The 16,016-nt window shown below is 62.2% G+C and carries 19 protein-coding genes and 1 pseudogene; 9 read left to right on the forward strand and 11 right to left on the reverse strand.

What is annotated here, in order from left to right:
- Positions 1-8: 8 nt before the first annotated feature.
- From QQL79_RS08310 to QQL79_RS08320, 3 genes are all read left to right on the forward strand, one after another.
- Positions 9-1,043: an ABC transporter ATP-binding protein gene (locus QQL79_RS08310; RefSeq protein ID WP_284389756.1), complete on the forward strand. Its 1,035-nt coding sequence runs from the start codon at positions 9-11 to the stop codon at positions 1,041-1,043.
- A gap of 1 nt (position 1,044) precedes the next feature.
- Positions 1,045-1,881, forward strand: coding sequence for a glycerophosphodiester phosphodiesterase (locus QQL79_RS08315; RefSeq protein ID WP_284389758.1), 837 nt, complete (start codon positions 1,045-1,047; stop codon positions 1,879-1,881).
- A 68-nt stretch (positions 1,882-1,949) separates the two neighbouring features.
- Complete coding sequence (locus QQL79_RS08320) at positions 1,950-2,771, forward strand: inositol monophosphatase family protein (RefSeq protein ID WP_284389759.1); 822 nt, start codon at positions 1,950-1,952, stop codon at positions 2,769-2,771.
- 43 nt (positions 2,772-2,814) lie between these two features.
- On the opposite strand, the gene QQL79_RS08325 is transcribed toward QQL79_RS08320, so the two are convergent.
- Positions 2,815-3,087, reverse strand: coding sequence for a hypothetical protein (locus QQL79_RS08325; RefSeq protein ID WP_284389760.1), 273 nt, complete (start codon positions 3,085-3,087; stop codon positions 2,815-2,817).
- A gap of 131 nt (positions 3,088-3,218) precedes the next feature.
- Here QQL79_RS08325 and QQL79_RS08330 point away from each other — a divergent pair, with 131 nt between their 5' ends.
- Positions 3,219-3,824 (forward strand): 5'-methylthioadenosine/S-adenosylhomocysteine nucleosidase, encoded by a 606-nt coding sequence (locus QQL79_RS08330; protein ID WP_284389762.1) that lies wholly within the window; start codon positions 3,219-3,221, stop codon positions 3,822-3,824.
- Here the strand turns inward: QQL79_RS08330 and QQL79_RS08335 are convergent.
- Positions 3,821-4,150, reverse strand: a complete 330-nt coding sequence (locus tag QQL79_RS08335) for a hypothetical protein (RefSeq protein ID WP_284389763.1) — start codon at positions 4,148-4,150, stop codon at positions 3,821-3,823. The two genes, QQL79_RS08330 and QQL79_RS08335, sit on opposite strands and share 4 nt — an antisense overlap.
- A 172-nt stretch (positions 4,151-4,322) precedes the next feature.
- On the opposite strand from QQL79_RS08335, the gene QQL79_RS08340 reads away from it, so the two are divergent.
- Complete coding sequence (locus QQL79_RS08340; protein WP_284389764.1) at positions 4,323-4,655, forward strand: hypothetical protein; 333 nt, start codon at positions 4,323-4,325, stop codon at positions 4,653-4,655.
- A 179-nt stretch (positions 4,656-4,834) separates the two neighbouring features.
- Positions 4,835-5,215 (forward strand): annotated as a pseudogene (locus QQL79_RS08345) (cell wall hydrolase); the annotation flags it as partial.
- A gap of 40 nt (positions 5,216-5,255) precedes the next feature.
- Here QQL79_RS08345 and QQL79_RS08350 read toward each other — a convergent pair.
- Together QQL79_RS08350 and QQL79_RS08355 are read right to left on the reverse strand one after the other, a co-directional pair.
- Entirely contained in the window at positions 5,256-6,134 is an 879-nt protein-coding gene (locus QQL79_RS08350) for a DUF2853 family protein (protein WP_284389767.1), read from the reverse strand.
- 203 nt (positions 6,135-6,337) lie between these two features.
- The gene (locus QQL79_RS08355) at positions 6,338-6,883 is read right to left on the reverse strand and encodes a DUF2076 domain-containing protein (RefSeq protein WP_284389769.1); all 546 of its coding nucleotides are present in this window, start codon (positions 6,881-6,883) and stop codon (positions 6,338-6,340) included.
- Between the two features lie 200 nt (positions 6,884-7,083).
- Here QQL79_RS08355 and QQL79_RS08360 point away from each other — a divergent pair, with 200 nt between their 5' ends.
- On the forward strand, positions 7,084-7,494 hold the full coding sequence (locus QQL79_RS08360) for a hypothetical protein (RefSeq protein WP_284389771.1): 411 nt from the start codon (positions 7,084-7,086) through the stop codon (positions 7,492-7,494).
- Between the two features lie 51 nt (positions 7,495-7,545).
- Here QQL79_RS08360 and QQL79_RS08365 read toward each other — a convergent pair whose 3' ends face one another.
- The 3 genes from QQL79_RS08365 to QQL79_RS08375 form a co-directional block, all read right to left on the reverse strand.
- Positions 7,546-7,818, reverse strand: coding sequence for an EscU/YscU/HrcU family type III secretion system export apparatus switch protein (locus tag QQL79_RS08365; RefSeq protein WP_284389773.1), 273 nt, complete (start codon positions 7,816-7,818; stop codon positions 7,546-7,548).
- The gene (fliK, locus tag QQL79_RS08370) at positions 7,815-9,404 is read right to left on the reverse strand and encodes a flagellar hook-length control protein FliK (protein WP_284389776.1); all 1,590 of its coding nucleotides are present in this window, start codon (positions 9,402-9,404) and stop codon (positions 7,815-7,817) included. Before fliK ends, QQL79_RS08365 begins: the two co-directional genes overlap by 4 nt.
- A gap of 108 nt (positions 9,405-9,512) precedes the next feature.
- A complete protein-coding gene (locus tag QQL79_RS08375; RefSeq protein ID WP_284389778.1) occupies positions 9,513-10,256 on the reverse strand; it encodes a glycosyltransferase family 2 protein in 744 nt (247 codons plus the stop codon).
- Between the two features lie 197 nt (positions 10,257-10,453).
- On the opposite strand from QQL79_RS08375, the gene QQL79_RS08380 reads away from it, so the two are divergent.
- A complete protein-coding gene (locus tag QQL79_RS08380) occupies positions 10,454-11,314 on the forward strand; it encodes a FecR family protein (protein ID WP_284389780.1) in 861 nt (286 codons plus the stop codon).
- 6 nt (positions 11,315-11,320) lie between these two features.
- Here the strand turns inward: QQL79_RS08380 and QQL79_RS08385 are convergent, their stop codons facing one another.
- Positions 11,321-11,821 carry a DUF1993 domain-containing protein gene (locus tag QQL79_RS08385; RefSeq protein WP_284389782.1) on the reverse strand — a complete coding sequence of 167 codons (501 nt, stop codon included), beginning with the start codon at positions 11,819-11,821 and terminating at the stop codon, positions 11,321-11,323.
- Positions 11,822-11,926: 105 nt separating this feature from the next.
- Here QQL79_RS08385 and QQL79_RS08390 point away from each other — a divergent pair, with 105 nt between their 5' ends.
- Positions 11,927-12,727, forward strand: coding sequence for a potassium channel family protein (locus QQL79_RS08390; RefSeq protein WP_284389784.1), 801 nt, complete (start codon positions 11,927-11,929; stop codon positions 12,725-12,727).
- Here the strand turns inward: QQL79_RS08390 and QQL79_RS08395 are convergent.
- From QQL79_RS08395 to QQL79_RS08405, 3 genes are read right to left on the reverse strand one after another with little or no spacing between them, the layout of a single operon-like run.
- A complete protein-coding gene (locus tag QQL79_RS08395; RefSeq protein ID WP_284389786.1) occupies positions 12,724-15,420 on the reverse strand; it encodes a sensor histidine kinase in 2,697 nt (898 codons plus the stop codon). The genes QQL79_RS08390 and QQL79_RS08395 overlap by 4 nt on opposite strands.
- Positions 15,420-15,647 carry a hypothetical protein gene (locus tag QQL79_RS08400; RefSeq protein WP_284389788.1) on the reverse strand — a complete coding sequence of 76 codons (228 nt, stop codon included), beginning with the start codon at positions 15,645-15,647 and terminating at the stop codon, positions 15,420-15,422. The genes QQL79_RS08395 and QQL79_RS08400 overlap by 1 nt, the downstream gene beginning before the upstream one ends.
- Complete coding sequence (locus QQL79_RS08405; RefSeq protein WP_284389790.1) at positions 15,631-16,014, reverse strand: response regulator transcription factor; 384 nt, start codon at positions 16,012-16,014, stop codon at positions 15,631-15,633. Before QQL79_RS08405 ends, QQL79_RS08400 begins: the two co-directional genes overlap by 17 nt.
- Between the last annotated feature and the right edge of the window lie 2 nt (positions 16,015-16,016).

The following is a 16,016-nucleotide window of genomic DNA, read 5'->3' on the forward strand; positions in this document are numbered from 1 at the left end:
GAAGTCTCATGTCCGTTCTCAATATCTCCGACGTTTCCAAGGTCTTCAGCACCACGCGTGCCGTGGATTCGTTCTCCCTCGATGTCGCCGATGGCGAGCTGGTCTGCCTGCTCGGCCCATCGGGATCAGGCAAATCCACCCTGCTGCGCATGGTTGGCGGGTTTGAGCGGCCTTCGAGTGGCCTCATCACCATCGACGGGCAGGAAATCACCCACCTTCCGCCCGAGAAACGACCCACCGGCATGGTGTTCCAGAGCCACGCGCTGTGGACGCATATGAACGTCTTCAAGAACCTCGCCTTCGGCCTCAAGCTGCGCCGCCTGCCGGCCGATGAGATCAAGCGCCGGGTGGAAGGCGTATTGGAGCTGGTTGGCCTGGGTGGCTATGGCACGCGTCATGTCACCCAACTCTCCGGTGGCCAGCAACAGCGCGTGGCCCTGGCGCGTTCGCTGGTCCTGGAACCCAAGATTTTGTTGCTCGACGAGCCCTTTGCCAGCCTCGACCAGCATCTGCGTGAGCGGCTGCGCGAGGAAGTGCGCGATATCCAGCAGCGCCTCAAGATCACAACGCTGTTCGTGACCCATGGCCAGGATGAGGCGCTGTCCATGGCCGACCGCATTGTGGTCATGCGCGATGGCAAGATCGAACAGGCCGACCGCCCCGACGTGGTCTATCGCGAGCCCAAAACTCCCTTCGTCGCTGGTTTTATCGGCACGATGAACCTGCTGGAAGGCAGCGTTTCCAACGGCGTTTTCAGTCGCTCCGGCTTCAGCTTTCCGCTGCCGGTCGCCGATGGCCCCGCCACGCTGGCTATTCGCCCCGAGGCGCTGGACCTTGCCGCGGTCGCTGAAAACGGCCAGGCCAAGGTGCACCGCGTCACCGATTATGGCACCCATGGGCTGGTCGATCTGGAACTGCCGGATGCGACGCGCCTCAAGGCCTCGGTTGCCCATCCCGACCTGTTCAAGACCGGCCAGGCGGTTACCCTGACGCCTCGGGCCATCGCCTGTTATCGCAACCACGCCCTTATTCATCGAAGCTGATATGACCGACCCCATCACTATCGTCCGCAACGGCCACAAGACCTGGTTGAAGTGGCACCGTGGCCGCCGCCGTGCCGGTGATCCGGCTTTCACCGGGCAGCGGATTCTTGAGGGTATGCGGCTGGGTGCCAGTGTCGAGGTCGATCTGGTCGTGCATGCCGATCGCGGCTACGCCGTGCTGCACGATCTGAGCGTCGAGCGGGAAACCACCGGCACCGGCAAAGTGGCGGAACTCACGGCGGCACAATTGCGCTCGTTCTATCTGCGCGATGAAGACGGCAAGCCGCTCGACCAGCCGGTCATGCTGCTGGAAGATCTGGCCGCGCTGCTGGCGGAAAGCGGCGCCCATCCCGATGCGCTGCTGCAACTGGACTATAAGGAAGATGCTAAGGTGCTCGACGACCGCGCCATCCGCACCTTCAAGGACAGTGTCGGCCCGGTGGCGCGGCATATGATCCTGTCGTCGGGCGACGCGGACTCGGTGCGCTTGCTGAGCGAGGGGGTCGAGGGAATGCGGATCGGCTACGATCCCTGCCATGACGGGGCGCTGGAGCGGCTTGCCGTTTCGCGCGATTATGCCGGTTTCGTCGCTGATGCCATTGCCGCGTCCCCGAAGGCGGAAATGATCTATCTGGCCTATCCGCTGGTGCTTGCGGCGGATCGGCAGGGCTTCGATCTCATCGAAGCCTTTCACCAGCATGCCCGGCGCGTAGACAGCTATACGATCAAGGCGGCAAATGCGGATTCCCGCGCGGCGGTCGAACGGCTGCTGGCGCTCAAGGTGGACCAGATCACCACTGACGATCCCGAGGGCCTTGTGGCCCTCGTTGCGGAATAATTTAGGCCGCCCAGTGTGAGCCGGGTGGGCTCCTGAGACGATATGGCCACAGCGGCCTGGAGATAGATATGCAGTCCTACGATGCCGTGCTCGCCGATATGGTCGCCATTGCCCGCGAAGCAGGCGCCCTGACGCTGGGGTATTTCAAGCGCTTCCGCGATCTCGAAATCGGCATCAAGGGACCAGCAGACTTTGTTTCCGAAGCCGATATGGAATCCGAAAAGCTCATCCGCAAATTTCTGTTCGAGCGCTATCCGAATTGGAGCTTTACCGGTGAGGAATTCGCCCCGGTGACGGGCACGGACCCGGAATATCGCTGGCTGGTCGATCCCATCGATGGCACGACCAATTTCATCAATGGCATGCATTACACCATTTCGATCGCCCTACGCCGGGGCAATGAGACGGTCTGCGGCGCGCTCTACAATCCGGTGTCCGACGAGATGTTCACCGCCATCAAGGGAGAAGGCGCCTTTATGAATGGCGAGCCTCTCAAGGTCAGCGAGCAGAGCGATATCGGCCTGATGAATGTCGGCACGGGCCTCGCCACGTCTCGCCTGTTCACCTTCCCCGGCTTCTATCAGCGGCTAGAACAGATCCGAGATCCGATCAGCTCGGTACGTATTGTGGGCAGCTCCGCCAATTCCTGCGCCTATGTCGCGCTGGGCCGGCTGACCGGCTATTACGAGGAATCGGGCCTGGTCGATTGGGCCGTCGGCGTGCTGCTGGTGCAGGAAGCCGGTGGCGTCGTTACGGATTGGTGGGGCCGCGGGCCGGAATTCTATGAGAAGACCGGCTGCGTCATCGTCGCCAACAAGGCGACGCATGCCTATCTGATCGACAAGCTCAAGGACGCGCCGCGTAAAGATCCGGCCATAGCGTCGCGATAGCAAAGGCGTACTTCAGTTTTGTAGCAGAACCAGCGCGGGCGGCTTATATCGGCCCGAATTCGACTTCCCACATGCGTGGCCAATAGACGTCGTCGAAATAGTCGTGCGGGATCGGCGACATGCGCGACAGCGCTCGCGACGCCAGATCGATCTGCTGCACAAGATGCTGGATGACCTCGGGCATGGGCCGCCCGGTGATGAATTCGCGCGTGCGCCACTCATCGAGCTTGAGGTATCGCAGGCGCCGCCTGGCTTCGGCTTCGACATCTTCCACCGAGACAGGAGCCCGGCTGTTTTCGACTACTGCGAAACGCACTTCAAAACTCAATACAAACAAGGCGCGGCATGATCGCCACCGCCGAATGTCATCATATTGTCATGGCTCTATTACCGAAGCGGTAACGCCAATTCGCTTGGCTGGTACCAGTCGCGTGTTAATTTCGCGCCATGTCGATTCTCTACGTGATGGCCGCTCCGGCCGAATATGGCCCTCATCTGCAGGCGCGCATTTCTCCCTTGATGACAGGGATAGGCCCGGTAGAAGCAGCGGTGGTGATGACGCGGGCGCTTGCCGAGGCAAAGGCCATCGATGCGTTGCCCGATCTGGTCGTTTCGCTGGGATCGGCAGGCTCGCGGACGCTTGAGCAGTGCGAAGTCTATCAGGCCCATTCAGTGAGCTATCGCGACATGGATGCCTCGGCGCTCGGCTTCGAGAAAGGCCGGACGCCACTGCTCGATCTGCCCGCGGTGCTGCCGCTATCGCCGTTGCTGGATGGATTGAAGGGCGCGAGCCTGTCGACCGGCGCGAATGTCGTTTCGGGCGCGGCCTATGACGCCATCGACGCCGAAATGGTGGATATGGAAACCTATGCGATCCTGCGCGCCTGCCAGAGTTATGGCGTGCCCCTGCTGGCCCTGAGAGGCATTTCCGACGGCGTGGCGGATCTCAGCCACTTGGCCGACTGGACGCGCTACCTGCATGTCGTCGACGAAAAGCTGGCTGCCGCGGTCGACATCATCGAAGCAGCCTATGGGCAGAAAACCCGGCTTTAATTGCTGGTGCGGGCCTTCTTGTCGCGGCGCGCCCGCTGCCAGGTCGACCATTTGCGGGTGCCGCGGACGATGGCGTGATTGACAGGCCCCTGCAGAAAAACCAAATCGAGCGCCAGCAAGAGCAGCCCCAGCGGAAGCATCCAGATACCCAGGACGGGCAGGAAGCTGAATATGCCGCCCAGCACCAGCAGTATGCCGAGCGGAATGCGGACCCAGCGGGCCTCGGGGCGGCGGACGCGTTCCAGCCAACCTGCGGCAAACTCCGGAACGCGGCGTTGCAGCCGGTCGAACTGGCGGTTGAGGCGGGCGTGGCTCTTGGTTCGCATGCACTATCCCTTGCTGGTCTGGCGTTGAACTATAACTGGTCATTCAATCTGGCTGTTCCAAGACCGGCCAGTCAATTTCCCGTTCAATCCCAATGACCAATTGCCCCACCGCCGGAACCATTGGGCCAAGGCCGAGTTGATCGGAGGCAACACAAACCATGGGAGCGTCATGATGGCAACTTCAGCACGACGAGCTATCAAACAGATTGAAGAGACCGGCGACGATATCTCGGACAACCTCATCCACCAGGTTGCGGCTCTGCGCAAGGAGATCGCGACAATAGCGGACGCGGTCGGAGATTATGGCGGGCATCGCCTGCATGACGTGCAGCACAATGCGGTGGCATTGGCCAATGAAGTGCGCCACCAGGGCGCGGTCGTTGCCCGCCAGGTCGGCCGTCAGGCCGGGGTCGCGACGCGTGCCGTTCAGCAAAACCCGGTGCCGGTAATCATTGCACTGGGCACCATCGCCCTCATCTCCGCGCTGGTTTTCCGCCGCGACTAGCAGCGTTAGCTTTTTGCTAACCACCCTGGTCACCGTTTCCTTAATCGTACAGAGTCATTTTCGGTCAAACTTGCAGCACAGCAACAGACCGGAGATGACTCATGCACTTTTCGTCGAAGGCGCTTTTGCGCGTCGCCGCGCTGGCTGTCGTCGCCACCAGTCTGGGCGGCTGCAGCTTCATGGGCCTCAATTTCGGCATGGCCCAGCTCAGCGAAAAAGAATGCCTGATGCGCGCCATGTATTTTGAATCGAACCGCTCGAGCTCAGAAGGCATGCTGGCGGTGGGGACGGTGGTGATGAACCGGCTCAACGATCCGCGCTATCCCAAATCGGTCTGCGGTGTCGTGGGGCAGAAGAACCAGTTCGCCCAGGGCGTGCTCAGCAAGAAGATGACCGATAGCGGCGCGGTGCTTGCCGCACAGATGGCCGACCAGGTGCTGGCCGGTGCGCGCCATCCGGGCGTGCAGAACGCGCAGCACTTCCACACGGCCGGGCTGCGCTTCCCCTATAACAATATGCACTATGTGCTCGAAGCGGGCGGCAACGAGTTCTACGAGAAATACTGACCTTCCCCCAAGAGCGGGTAAGGGATCGCGACGCCTAGAGGCGGTAGCCCAGCAGGTACAGCACCAGCAGCACGACGGCGATGGCGAGAACGAGCCAAAGCAGCCAATGTATGCCGCCGGACCGGGTTGCCGGTTCCTCTACCGCGCTTGAGCCGACAAAGGCCTGTGCCGCGCTGCCTTCTGCACTGCCGCCGGCGCTTGACGTGGGGGCGCCATATCCATGGCCTCCGCCAGCGCCAAGCGTGCCCTTGATCGCCGCACCACCCGCTCCGACGCCGGCCACTCCGGCGGCGGCACCAACTGCACCGAAACTGCCGAGGCTGGCAGCTCCGGACCTTGCGGTGTCGCCGGGATCGGCTGATTTGTAGGCAGCGGCCGCAAGAGGTTCGGCGCTATGGGTCGCCGGTGCATCTGGCGCTTCGACCGGACGGGGCACTTCGGCGATATGTGGCGCTTCAGCCGCCCGGAATGTTTCGGAAACGTGCCGCGCCTGAGCGGCAGGTGGCTCGGCACCATGCGAGCCATTGGCATGGGCGTCGCCGGCATGGGCGGGGGACTTCCTGAACACCTCCAGCTTCCCATAATGGTCAGCGAGCAGGTAGTAGACCGTAACGCGGTGCCTGAAAGACTCGCCTTTCATTTTCTCGCCTACGGCAGTGATCGAATTGTCCAACTGCTCGTCGGCCTCCATCACGCCGAGCTTCTTTTTCAAGAAGCTTTCCCGAACGCGGTCCGTTTCGGCCTTATCGGTGAACGAGACCAATGAAGCGTCGCGGCTTTGCAGGGCGATGCCGCAATGACGAATGATTCCGGCAATGATATCGGGGTCGGCTTGAGGCGCGTATTTTCTTACATTCAGGGCCCAATCTTCCGCCATCAACTTATCCTCCGTTTCGTCCGACGACCGGGTCATCGAACAGGGGTTTCAGCGCGAATGTGAGGCTTGAAAGCGCAATCGCTTCAACCTCATCGGGCGACAACGCAAAAATGCGATAAAACGATCCTTATGCCAAATAATAGCGTGCTAGTGCGTAGCATCGCCTCGCGCGTCAATTGCAGGGCGATGCGCCTAGTGAGAACACTGCGGCCGCAGCCTGGTACTGGACTGGCCCAGGCCTAGAAATCGCCGCCCATGTCGAAGTCGTCGTCGCCAAAATCGGCGTCGCCGCTCTGCATGTCCTCGGCGGGCTCCTGAGGGGCGTCCGGCTCATATTCGGAGGCTTCGGCGCCACCGCTGAGCATTCCTGCGATGGCCGAGCCGAGCAACAGGCCGCCAGTCACGCCCAATGCGGTCTGGGCAGCGCCGGCGAGGAAGCCGCCGCCCTGCCCTCGTGCAGTGTCGTTATCGTCGCGCCGATCCCAGGGGCCACGAGTCCGCCGCCCTTGCTGGACCGGCTCCTCGCCGCCAAAGAGCCCACCGAGAAAACCGCCGCCCGATTGCTGTCGCGCTTCGAGTTCCTCAATGCGTTCGCGCGCGGAACGGAGGGCCTGCTCCTGCACCAGAATGGTCTGGGCCATATAGTATGGCGATGGCGGATAGGCCCGCAGGCGCTGTTGGAGCAGAGCCTCGGCCTCTGCTTCCCGTGGCGGGCTTTTGCGAGCCGCCGCTTCGATTCGGTCGAACAGGTCGTTTATGGCGTCACGTTCCTGCTGGTTCAACATTTCCGGCTCCCTGACATCTGGTCGTAGCAAGAAAATGGGAAACATCGGCACCGGTTGCAACCGCGCGGAACCAAGAGCGATGCAAAGAGTTCTTGTTGCCGCGAAGAAGCCGCAAAGTTGACCAAATTTCGTCCAGCTTCGTGCGGTAACGAAGCGGTGATCTGCATACCTAACATCATAAAATTTATGGGAGATTGTCGATGAATTCCAAGTTCCTGCTGCCGCTGGCTGCTCTTTCGATGTTTGCGCTGGCCGCATGCAGTGATCCGCAGACCCCGGCCGAGCCCGCCGCTTCGACCGAGACCACTGCTCCGGCCGCAGCGCCTGCCGAGCCGGCACCTGCTGCACCCGCCGCGGCGCCTGCCGCCGCACCGGCAGCTGCTCCCGCAGCTCCCGCCGCCGGCGCTGCCACCATGACGCCCGAGCAGGCCATGCAGGCCGTTCAGGCACAGGCGGCAAACATGACGCCCGAGCAGAAGAACGAAGCAATCGCGACCGCCCGCAAGGCTGCTGAAGATGCGGCCAAGGCCCAGGGCCTGAGCGACGATCAGGTCAAGCAGGCTGCCGACATGGCTGAACAGGCTGCCAAGCAGATGTTTGGCGTTCAATAAGAACGTAAAGCTTCGAGCTGACTATTCAGCCCCGCAACTTCGGTTGCGGGGCTATTTCTTTGCCGCAATGCGCAGGACATAGCCGATGACCACGGCGATCGACTCATAGAGTTCGATGGGAATGGTTTCGTCCAGTTCGACCGCGCTCAGCGCCTCGGCAAGCACCGGATTTGCTTCGATGACCACGTCGTGTTCGGCGGCCATGGCAATGATGCGTTCGGCAATAAGCCCCCTGCCCTTGGCGACGACGCGCGGCGCTTCGCTCGTGCCTTTTTCATATTGCAGCGCGACAGCCAAAGCGCGCGGCTTGCTCTCCCTGCTCATGTCTGTGCATCCAGAAAGTGACCCGATGGCGCTTGCGCGGCAGACGGCTCGCCCCGGCGAACGACAATTGAGCCGGCACGCAGGCCCGTGGCGGCCAGGGCGGTACGGAGTTCGGGCAATTCACTTTCAAGCAGCGCAGCGGTTTCGGGCTCACCCGCCCAGAGCATGATACCCGTCGCTCCGCCTCGCAACGATACCTGTGCCCCCACCTCACCCAGCGCTGGCAGGTTGAGCGCGAAGCGCATCTGCCAACCCGGCTCGTTCTCCTGCTCCCCACCGCTTCGTCCGTCGCGATGGATTTGCATTTGCAGCAGCGTCTGATGATTTCCAACCAGCACCGGCAAGTCGAGGCTCCAGTCGCCCCCCTGCTTGCCGGTGGGGTCGGGCAAAGAGGCATGCTGGTGCAGCCTGATCCGCGACAAGGCCGCCTCGGTGAGGTCGAGAAGGATTTTTCCGGCTTCTTCGGCTGTGGTCGACGCCGGATCGATGCCGCCGGCTTCCTGCATGGCACGGGCGCGGAGCACACCACCGCGAACCGGGGGCGCCATAGGCGCCGGCTGCACGGGTGCGGCTTGCGAGCCCAGCCAGCTGGAAAGCGTTTGGCGCAGGGTCAGCAGCGCCGATTTCAGATCGGTCTGGGCTGGCGTCTGGCCGCTTTTCAGCGCCGTTTCCTGAAATATGCCCGAGGTTAGCACCGCCTTCTGTAGCATCGCCCCATCAATGGGCGTGTTCAGCGACACGCGTCCGGCCATTACCTGCTGGGCGGCGCGCGCCACCGGCTCGGGCAGCGTGACCTTCCCCGCAATGGACGCCAGGGCCGAGGTGAGCGCTGCCAAGCTGCCCTGTCGCTGCACCGAGGTCTGCACCATCTGCGCCAGCGCGCTCTCCGGCGTGGCGGGCGGCCGCGGCGGCGCGGATGGCACTGTGCCGGTTGAGGGCGGTGGAGCCATTTGTACGGTCGGTCCCGCCGCTACACGGCCCATATTGGCGGGCGTCGTTGCCTGCGGGTGCTGGGTAGGTGGCAAGGGAACAGGAACCGCCTGCTGCGGTGCCGCTGCAGACGGCGTAGCGGCTGCGTACGAGACCGTTGGCAACGTAGCCGCGGCCGGCTGTGCCGCCGGCAGTTGGGCCCGGAGCGGCGTAGATAACGCCTGCTGAACAGCCGGCTGCGGCGGCGTGGACATCAAAACTGTCTGTGGCGCGGCGACGGGCGGGAGGGATACAGGCATTTGCGCCGGCGCGCCCGTTGCCGGCTGTGGTGTTACGCTAGGCGTGGGAATGCCTGAAAGCGGAGCGCCGGTCTGCACGGGCTGTGGAGTGGCCGCGGCTGCTTGTTGCGGCTGGAGTATGAGGCGCAGTTGGCTACCACTGCCGGCCACTTCCATCTGCAGGACCGCGCCAGGCTTGACCGGAACCGGCAATACCAGATTCAGCAGGTGATCGCCGATTTGTACCTGCGTGCCGCCATTGGGCGCCGGGCCGATGACCTTGGCGGAAATGACCTGTCCGGCCTGGAGGGCCAAAGCCTCGAGCGCGCCACCACGTGTGGGAACGGCCGGCGCCGGAAACTGCGAGGAAATAGGCATGGACCGCCCGCGCCTCCGCCGCCCCATGCGGCCTGATGCGAGACCCTAGCAGAGGAATCGCAAAGCCGCAGTTAAATGGCACGGGCCGCTTAGCGATCGGTGAAGAGGCTAGTGCGGGCGGATATCGGTATAGTTCTTGGTGGCCGGCTTGCCGCGAAATGTGACCCAGAAAAAGTTGAGCGTGTAGGTGCCCGCAGTGCGGAATACGCCTTCCTGCTCAAGGCGGCGGCCCGAGGTCTTCATCTTGAGCGCGAAGGTCCATTTGACGCCACCAACCTTGGACAGGCGCACGGCGACATCGGTATCCTCGCCAAAGAATTCGATGGAGCGATCGTAGCCGCCAACCTGTTCCCAGGCGGCGCGCTTGAAGACGAAATTGCCCCCCTGCACCACTGAGCCGACCCGCAGGATGAAGCGGTTGAACACGTAGATCAGGTAGGTCAAGCCATAGAACATGCCCACCAGAATGCGGTTGAAGCGGCTCATGTCGTAATAGACATAGGGGCCGCTGAGGCAGACCAGCTTGGGGTCCTTGGCGAATTCGGACATCACGGTGTCGAGCCAGCCAGCCGGAACGACAGTATCGCTATCGATATTGGCAACCAGATCGAACCCTTCGGTCGCGGCAAAGCCTGCGTCGCGGGCATTGACCAAGCCCTTTTTAGGTTCATCGACGACGCGGACGGTGGGAAAGCTGCGGGCGATTTCGCCGGTGCGGTCGGTCGAAGCATTGTTGACGACGACGATATCGGCATCGGCGCCCGAGCGCGCTATCTCATCAACTACCGATTGCAGGCATTTGCCGATCAGCGCTTCTTCATTATACGCCGGGATGACGAATGCCAGTTTCATGGATGCCTCGTGTTGGCGCGGCCGGGCCGCGGAAATCTGCCAATAGCCTCTACAGCGGGTTACGGCAATGTTTTCCGGCTCTTTGCACATCAGTCTGGCGCCATGGCACATTTCCCGGCCGGGAATTGTCTGCTATCGGTAATCTGTGTGCGGTGCAGATTTACTTCCTCAGCTCAGGTTGACCGAAAGATCGCGCAATGATCATCCGCAAAATACTGCATTGTTTTGTTGCATTGAGCATCGCCCTGCTCCTTATTGTCCCGGCTCATGCGGCGGGCGAAGGAACGGCCGTCGGCGTCAATCCGGACGCTGTGGCGCGGATCAGTTCGGCAGATCGCGTCCTCAAGGTTGGCAGCGACGTATCGGTGGGCGAGCTGATCGTTACCGGAGGCTCCGGCCAGGTTCAGATTGTCTTCCACGATGCCACGCGGCTGGTAGTTGGCCCGGGCAGCGCGCTGCTTATCGAAGATTATCTGCTGTCGGGTCCCAATAGTGTGCAGAAGCTGGCCGTCAACGCGCTGAGCGGCAGCTTCCGCTTTATTTCCGGCAATAGCCCCAAATCGGCCTATTCGATCCAGACACCGACCGCAGCAATCGCCGTGCGCGGTACGGCCTTCGATCTGATCGTCACCCAACAGCAAACGCTGGTCATGCTCTATGAGGGCGCCTTGCAATTGTGCCGTGGCGGGGGCCGCTGCGTCCAGTTGGCGGAGCGCTGCGCCATTGGGTATTCCTCGTCTGGTGGGGTAGCCACGCTGTCGCTGCAGGACCCCCGGCGACCACAGGTGGTCGGGGGCTTCCGGTATTCGCGGATACAGCGGGCGCTATTGCCGAAGTTCCGGGTCGGCGGCGCCAATAGCTGTCAGAATGCCAACTCAAGCGGGGCCGAGTCGATCAATAGCCTGGGTGAGTCGCCGGACATGTCGGACGATGACGACAACACGCCCAATACTCCCACGACGCCGACAACGCCCAATACACCGACAACACCCACCACGCCGACGAATCCGACTACGCCCACAACGCCAGGCGGGCCGAATTCGCCAACTGTGCCGTGAGTGAAGTCAGCCGAGGAAGTCGCTCTTGCCGACCGGGACGCCGTTGTGCCGGAGGATGGCGTAGGCCGTGGTGACGTGGAAGAAGAAATTGGGCAAGGCGCGCTGCACAATATAGTCCTCGCCGGACAACGTGACATCGCCGCTGCGGAGCTTGAGCGTCACTGGTCTCGTATCGGAGCCATCGAGATCGGTCGGCTTGACGGTCGCCAACAGATCCAGCGTCTTGTTCAGGCGAGCGCGCAATTCGTCGAAGGTCGTTTCGTCGTCCGGCCATGACGGAACAGGCTGGCCGGCAAGGCGCGAGACACAGCCCTTGGCGTGGTCGGTCGCGATCTGAATCTGGCTGCGGAACGGCAGCATGTCAGGCGCCAGGCGGGATGTGACAAGCACGCCGGTATCGAAATTGCGCTCGGCCGCATTGGCGTCGGCCTTGTCCATGATTGCCAGCAGATTGGTCAGCATGCGCGTAAAGAACGGCACCGTCATGCCGTACATCGAGATGGTCATAGAAGTTATCCTGCTTGTCTCTTCCCGAAACGGGAACTTTCTTGTGCGCCAACCAATTTGGCGTGACAAGCTGGTAGCGTCATCGGCATGTTAGTTTGAGGAAGCATGAGCAAGACGACCGACGAGGCCCCGGAGGGCCGCTTTACCCGGCTACGGTCGACCCTGCGTCTGCTCTATCACGGTCAGTCTGCCACGGCGCAGCGCTTCCAGGCTGCGGCGCTGATTGTCGATCTGGCGATTATCGTCTTTTTCATCGCCACGCCGCTGCTGCGCGACGACGCGTCATTCCTCTGGATCGACTATTCGATCGCGGCCCTCCTGGCAGCCGACCTGATCGCGCGCGCCCTGGCATCTACCGACGTTTTGCGCTGGATGCGGCAATTCCCGGTTGTCATCGACATTTTCATCCTGCTGACGCTGCTGGCGCCGACCTGGCTGGTCAATCTGGGCTTCCTGCGGATCATGCGGCTTTGGACGCTGACGCGGTCCAATACGTTCTGGCGGCCACTGCGCAAACATGGGCTCAGTTCATACCAGCCCACGGTTCAGGCGGTCATCAACCTGGCCGTGTTCCTGTTCGTTGTCACCGGCTTCGTCTACACCGCCTTTGTCAGTGAGGAATCCGGCATAGCCGGTTATATCGACGCGCTCTATTTCACGGTGGCCACCGTCACCACGACCGGATTCGGCGACATCACCCTGCCGGGGCCGTGGGGTAAGCTGGCCTCGATTGTCATCATGATCATCGGCATATCGCTGTTCGTGCGCCTGGCCCAGTCGATCTTCCGGCCCTACAAGGTGCATTTCCCCTGCCCGCAATGCGGGTTGCAGAAGCACGAACCGGATGCCGTCCATTGCAAGGCCTGCGGTCACATTCTCAATATTCCCGACCACGGCCACGACTAGCGAAGCACGGCCAGTCGCACACGGAAACAAGCCCCGGGAAGCGGTCCTGTCACAAGGTCGAGCGAGCCATTCATGCGGGCCACGATCTGCCGGCTGATGGCCAGACCCAGTCCGGCGCCGCTCTGGTCGGCGGCCCCACGCTGGCCGCGCGAGAACTTCTCGAAGATCAGTTTGCGTTCGGCCTTGGCTATGCCGGGGCCGTTGTCGGCGATCTCGACCACATAGCTGCCAGCCCGGACTGCGGAGGTGACGTGCAATAGCGGGCGTTCGCTGTCGTTGTATTTCACGGCGTTGGAAATGACATTGATGAAGACCTGGCAGAGCCGGTCGCTGTCGCCCTCCACCATTGTCGGGCGCGCGCGGCCGCCGAATTCCACCCGCATGCCGCGCTGGCTCAGCAGCGCGCCGCAAACCGTCAGCGCCCGCTCCAATGCCGCTTCGGCATCGATGGGCACATTCTCCCAGGTACGTTCGCCGCGCTCGAGCGCGCTGAGGTCGAGGATTTCATCGAGCAACCGGGTTAGCCGCAGGCTTTCCTGATGGATGGTGGAGACGAAGCGATGGCGCTGCTGTTCGTCGAGCGCGCCCTGATCGAGCAGGATTTCGGAAAACGAACGGATCGAGGTCATGGGCGTGCGCACTTCGTGGCTCACCTGGCTCAGAAAATCGTCCTTCTGGCCATCGAGCACGCGAAGCTGGGCATTGGCATCTTCAAGCTGGCGGGCCGTGGAGCGCAGTTCGGCCGAGGTTTTTTCCAATTGCTGGGAATATTCGATGACCTGCTGGGTTTCGTCGGCCATCTGCATGACCTCCTCCAGGGAGACCTCCACGCCCGACACCACCTTGGAGAGCATGACGTGAGCCGAGGCGGCGCCGATCGAACCCGCCAGTTCGCGTTCGAGCCGTCCGATGAATTCGGGCGAGGGATCGAGCATGGCCGGCGCTACGCCGCTTTCACGCGCGGCAGTCTCGAACAGGGCTGCGGCACGGCGTTCGCCCAGCACGCGTTCGGCCACGAAATAGAGATCGTTGGCTGTCGCCGCGCCGCGCATGAAGTTGCGCGGGGCCACGTTGCCGCGCCGGAACACATCGACAAAGAGGTTGGCCTGGATACGCTCCAGCGTCGATTGGGTCGCCAGGAGCGAACCCACGATCAGGACGACGATGTTGATGGAGAGGCTCCACAGCACCGCGTGGGTCAGCGGGTCGAAATCGTCCAATCCGAACAAGGCTTCCGGCCGCAACCACGAAATGCCCCATGGCCCCTCCAGCACCAGTTGGGCAACCTGCGGCGAGACAGAGGCGAAGGAAGGCAAGAAGCTGCTCCAGACCCAGATCACGAAGCCCGCCGCAATAGCGGCTGTCGCGGCCTTGAGTGAGGCGTCGCGCCAGAACAGGGCGGCGAGCACGGCGGGAAAGAACTGGGCAATGGCCGTGAAGGAAATCAGGCCGATGGGCGCGAGGGCATCGGAGTCGCGGGTGAAGAAGAAATAGAAGAAACCCAGCGACAGGATGAGCACGATGGAGAAGCGCCGCGCTACCAGCAGCAAATGGCTGACCCCCTGCCCGTCCCGGCCGCCGCTGGTGAAGCGCAGCACGATCGGCATGACGATATGGTTGGAGACCATGATCGAGAGCGCAATCGATTCCAGGATGATCATCGATGTCGCCGAGGAAAAGCCGCCGATAAAGGCGAAGAGCGCCAGCCCATCCTGCCCCGCCGCCATAGGTAGGGTCAGCGCGAACATGTCGGGATTGGCGCCGGCGGGCATCGTCGTCAGCCCATAAAGCGCGATGGGCAGGATGAAGATGCTCATCAGCATCATGTAGGCCGGAAAAGCCCAGCCGGCCACGCGCAGGTGATTTTCATTGGAGTTTTCGACCACCGTGACCTGGAACTGCCGCGGCAGGCAGACGATGGCGGCGATGGATAGGACGAGCGTCGTCACCCAGCGATCATTGAAGGTATTTTCGGTGTCGAGCGTAAAGCCGCGCGCGGCCGCATTGCTGAAGATCTCCTCGAAGCCCCCGCCGATAAAAACCACGAAAACGCCGACGGCAAGCAGCGCGGCGAGCTTCACCACGGCCTCGAAGGCAATGGCCGCCACGACGCCGTGATGCTGCTCCTTGGCATCGACATGCCGCGTGCCGAAGAGAATGGTGAAAAGCGCCATGGCCGCGGCAACACCCAGTGCGAGCCCCACATCGTCAATGCCAGCCAGGCTCCCCTGGCCGAATTCGGATGCGCCGGCAACCGCCTGAATCGATGATGTCACCGCCTTGAGCTGCAGGGCGATATAGGGTGCGATGCCGATTACGGCGATGCAGGTGACCAAGACGGCCAGGCGGCTCGATTTGCCGAAGCGGGACGAGAGCAGATCGGCGACCGAGGTGATGCGCTGCAGGTGGCTGATCCGCACCAGCCGCCGCAGCACGAAATACCAGCCAACAAAAACAATGGTCGGCCCCAGATAGATGGTGAGGAATTCGAGCCCGCTGCGCGCGGCGTTGCCCACGGCGCCATAGAAGGTCCAACTGGTGCAATAGACCGAGATGGAGAGCGTATAGACGGCGGGAGAATGGAGGAAGGACGACTTTCGCTCCCGGGCCCTCCGGTCGCCGAAAAAGGCGAGCACGAAAAGCAGGCCGACATAGGCCACGGCCGTTGCAATGACGAAATCGGCCGACAGCATCAGTCCGGCTCCTCGTCGCCAGTGCTGTCGCGCGGCATCCAATGGGTCAATATTGCCGTGCCCGCAATCACCAGCGCCCACCAGGCGAAAAGGTAGATGACGACCTGCGGTACGCCGAAATGGCTGATCGGCTGGCCAAAGATATAGGTCAGCGGCGGCAGAATCAGCAGCGTGCCGAGCCCGGTCAGCACCAGCATTGCCGCTTCGAGCCTACGCCGCTCGACCATGATCGCCCAGCAATCGCCGCACCGCGCCGACCACATCGGCATTGGCATAGGGCTTGGTGACGAATTCGTTCGCCCCCAGTTCCTCGGCGATGCGCCTATCCTGTTGCTGGCCCTTGGCCGTCAGGATCAGCACTGGCAGCAGCCGGGTATCGGCATTGGCCCTGATCGTTTTGAGCACATCAAAGCCGCTGCGCTTGGGCAGCATGACATCGAGTACCAACACGCGCGGCTGCAGCCGACGTACGCCGTCGATCACGGCTTCGCCGTCGGTAACCGAGCCGATCGTCCAGCCGGCGCGCCGCAGAATGAAATCGAGCGATTCAAGAATGCTCGGCTCATCCTCGGCAATGAGTATGTCGATTGCCAAAA

This window comes from Devosia yakushimensis (assembly GCF_030159855.1).
Lineage (GTDB): Bacteria > Pseudomonadota > Alphaproteobacteria > Rhizobiales > Devosiaceae > Devosia > Devosia yakushimensis.

Coding starts and splice junctions, on each gene's coding strand:
- QQL79_RS08310 (WP_284389756.1), top strand. CDS start 9: ATGTCCGTTCTCAATATCTCCGACGTTTCCAAGGTCTTCAGCACCACG.
- QQL79_RS08315 (WP_284389758.1), top strand. CDS start 1,045: ATGACCGACCCCATCACTATCGTCCGCAACGGCCACAAGACCTGGTTG.
- QQL79_RS08320 (WP_284389759.1), top strand. CDS start 1,950: ATGCAGTCCTACGATGCCGTGCTCGCCGATATGGTCGCCATTGCCCGC.
- QQL79_RS08330 (WP_284389762.1), top strand. CDS start 3,219: ATGTCGATTCTCTACGTGATGGCCGCTCCGGCCGAATATGGCCCTCAT.
- QQL79_RS08335 (WP_284389763.1), bottom strand. CDS start 4,150: ATGCGAACCAAGAGCCACGCCCGCCTCAACCGCCAGTTCGACCGGCTG.
- QQL79_RS08340 (WP_284389764.1), top strand. CDS start 4,323: ATGGCAACTTCAGCACGACGAGCTATCAAACAGATTGAAGAGACCGGC.
- QQL79_RS08350 (WP_284389767.1), bottom strand. CDS start 6,134: ATGACCCGGTCGTCGGACGAAACGGAGGATAAGTTGATGGCGGAAGAT.
- QQL79_RS08355 (WP_284389769.1), bottom strand. CDS start 6,883: ATGTTGAACCAGCAGGAACGTGACGCCATAAACGACCTGTTCGACCGA.
- QQL79_RS08360 (WP_284389771.1), top strand. CDS start 7,084: ATGAATTCCAAGTTCCTGCTGCCGCTGGCTGCTCTTTCGATGTTTGCG.
- QQL79_RS08365 (WP_284389773.1), bottom strand. CDS start 7,818: ATGAGCAGGGAGAGCAAGCCGCGCGCTTTGGCTGTCGCGCTGCAATAT.
- fliK (WP_284389776.1), bottom strand. CDS start 9,404: ATGCCTATTTCCTCGCAGTTTCCGGCGCCGGCCGTTCCCACACGTGGT.
- QQL79_RS08375 (WP_284389778.1), bottom strand. CDS start 10,256: ATGAAACTGGCATTCGTCATCCCGGCGTATAATGAAGAAGCGCTGATC.
- QQL79_RS08380 (WP_284389780.1), top strand. CDS start 10,454: ATGATCATCCGCAAAATACTGCATTGTTTTGTTGCATTGAGCATCGCC.
- QQL79_RS08385 (WP_284389782.1), bottom strand. CDS start 11,821: ATGACCATCTCGATGTACGGCATGACGGTGCCGTTCTTTACGCGCATG.
- QQL79_RS08390 (WP_284389784.1), top strand. CDS start 11,927: ATGAGCAAGACGACCGACGAGGCCCCGGAGGGCCGCTTTACCCGGCTA.
- QQL79_RS08395 (WP_284389786.1), bottom strand. CDS start 15,420: ATGCTGTCGGCCGATTTCGTCATTGCAACGGCCGTGGCCTATGTCGGC.
- QQL79_RS08400 (WP_284389788.1), bottom strand. CDS start 15,647: ATGGTCGAGCGGCGTAGGCTCGAAGCGGCAATGCTGGTGCTGACCGGG.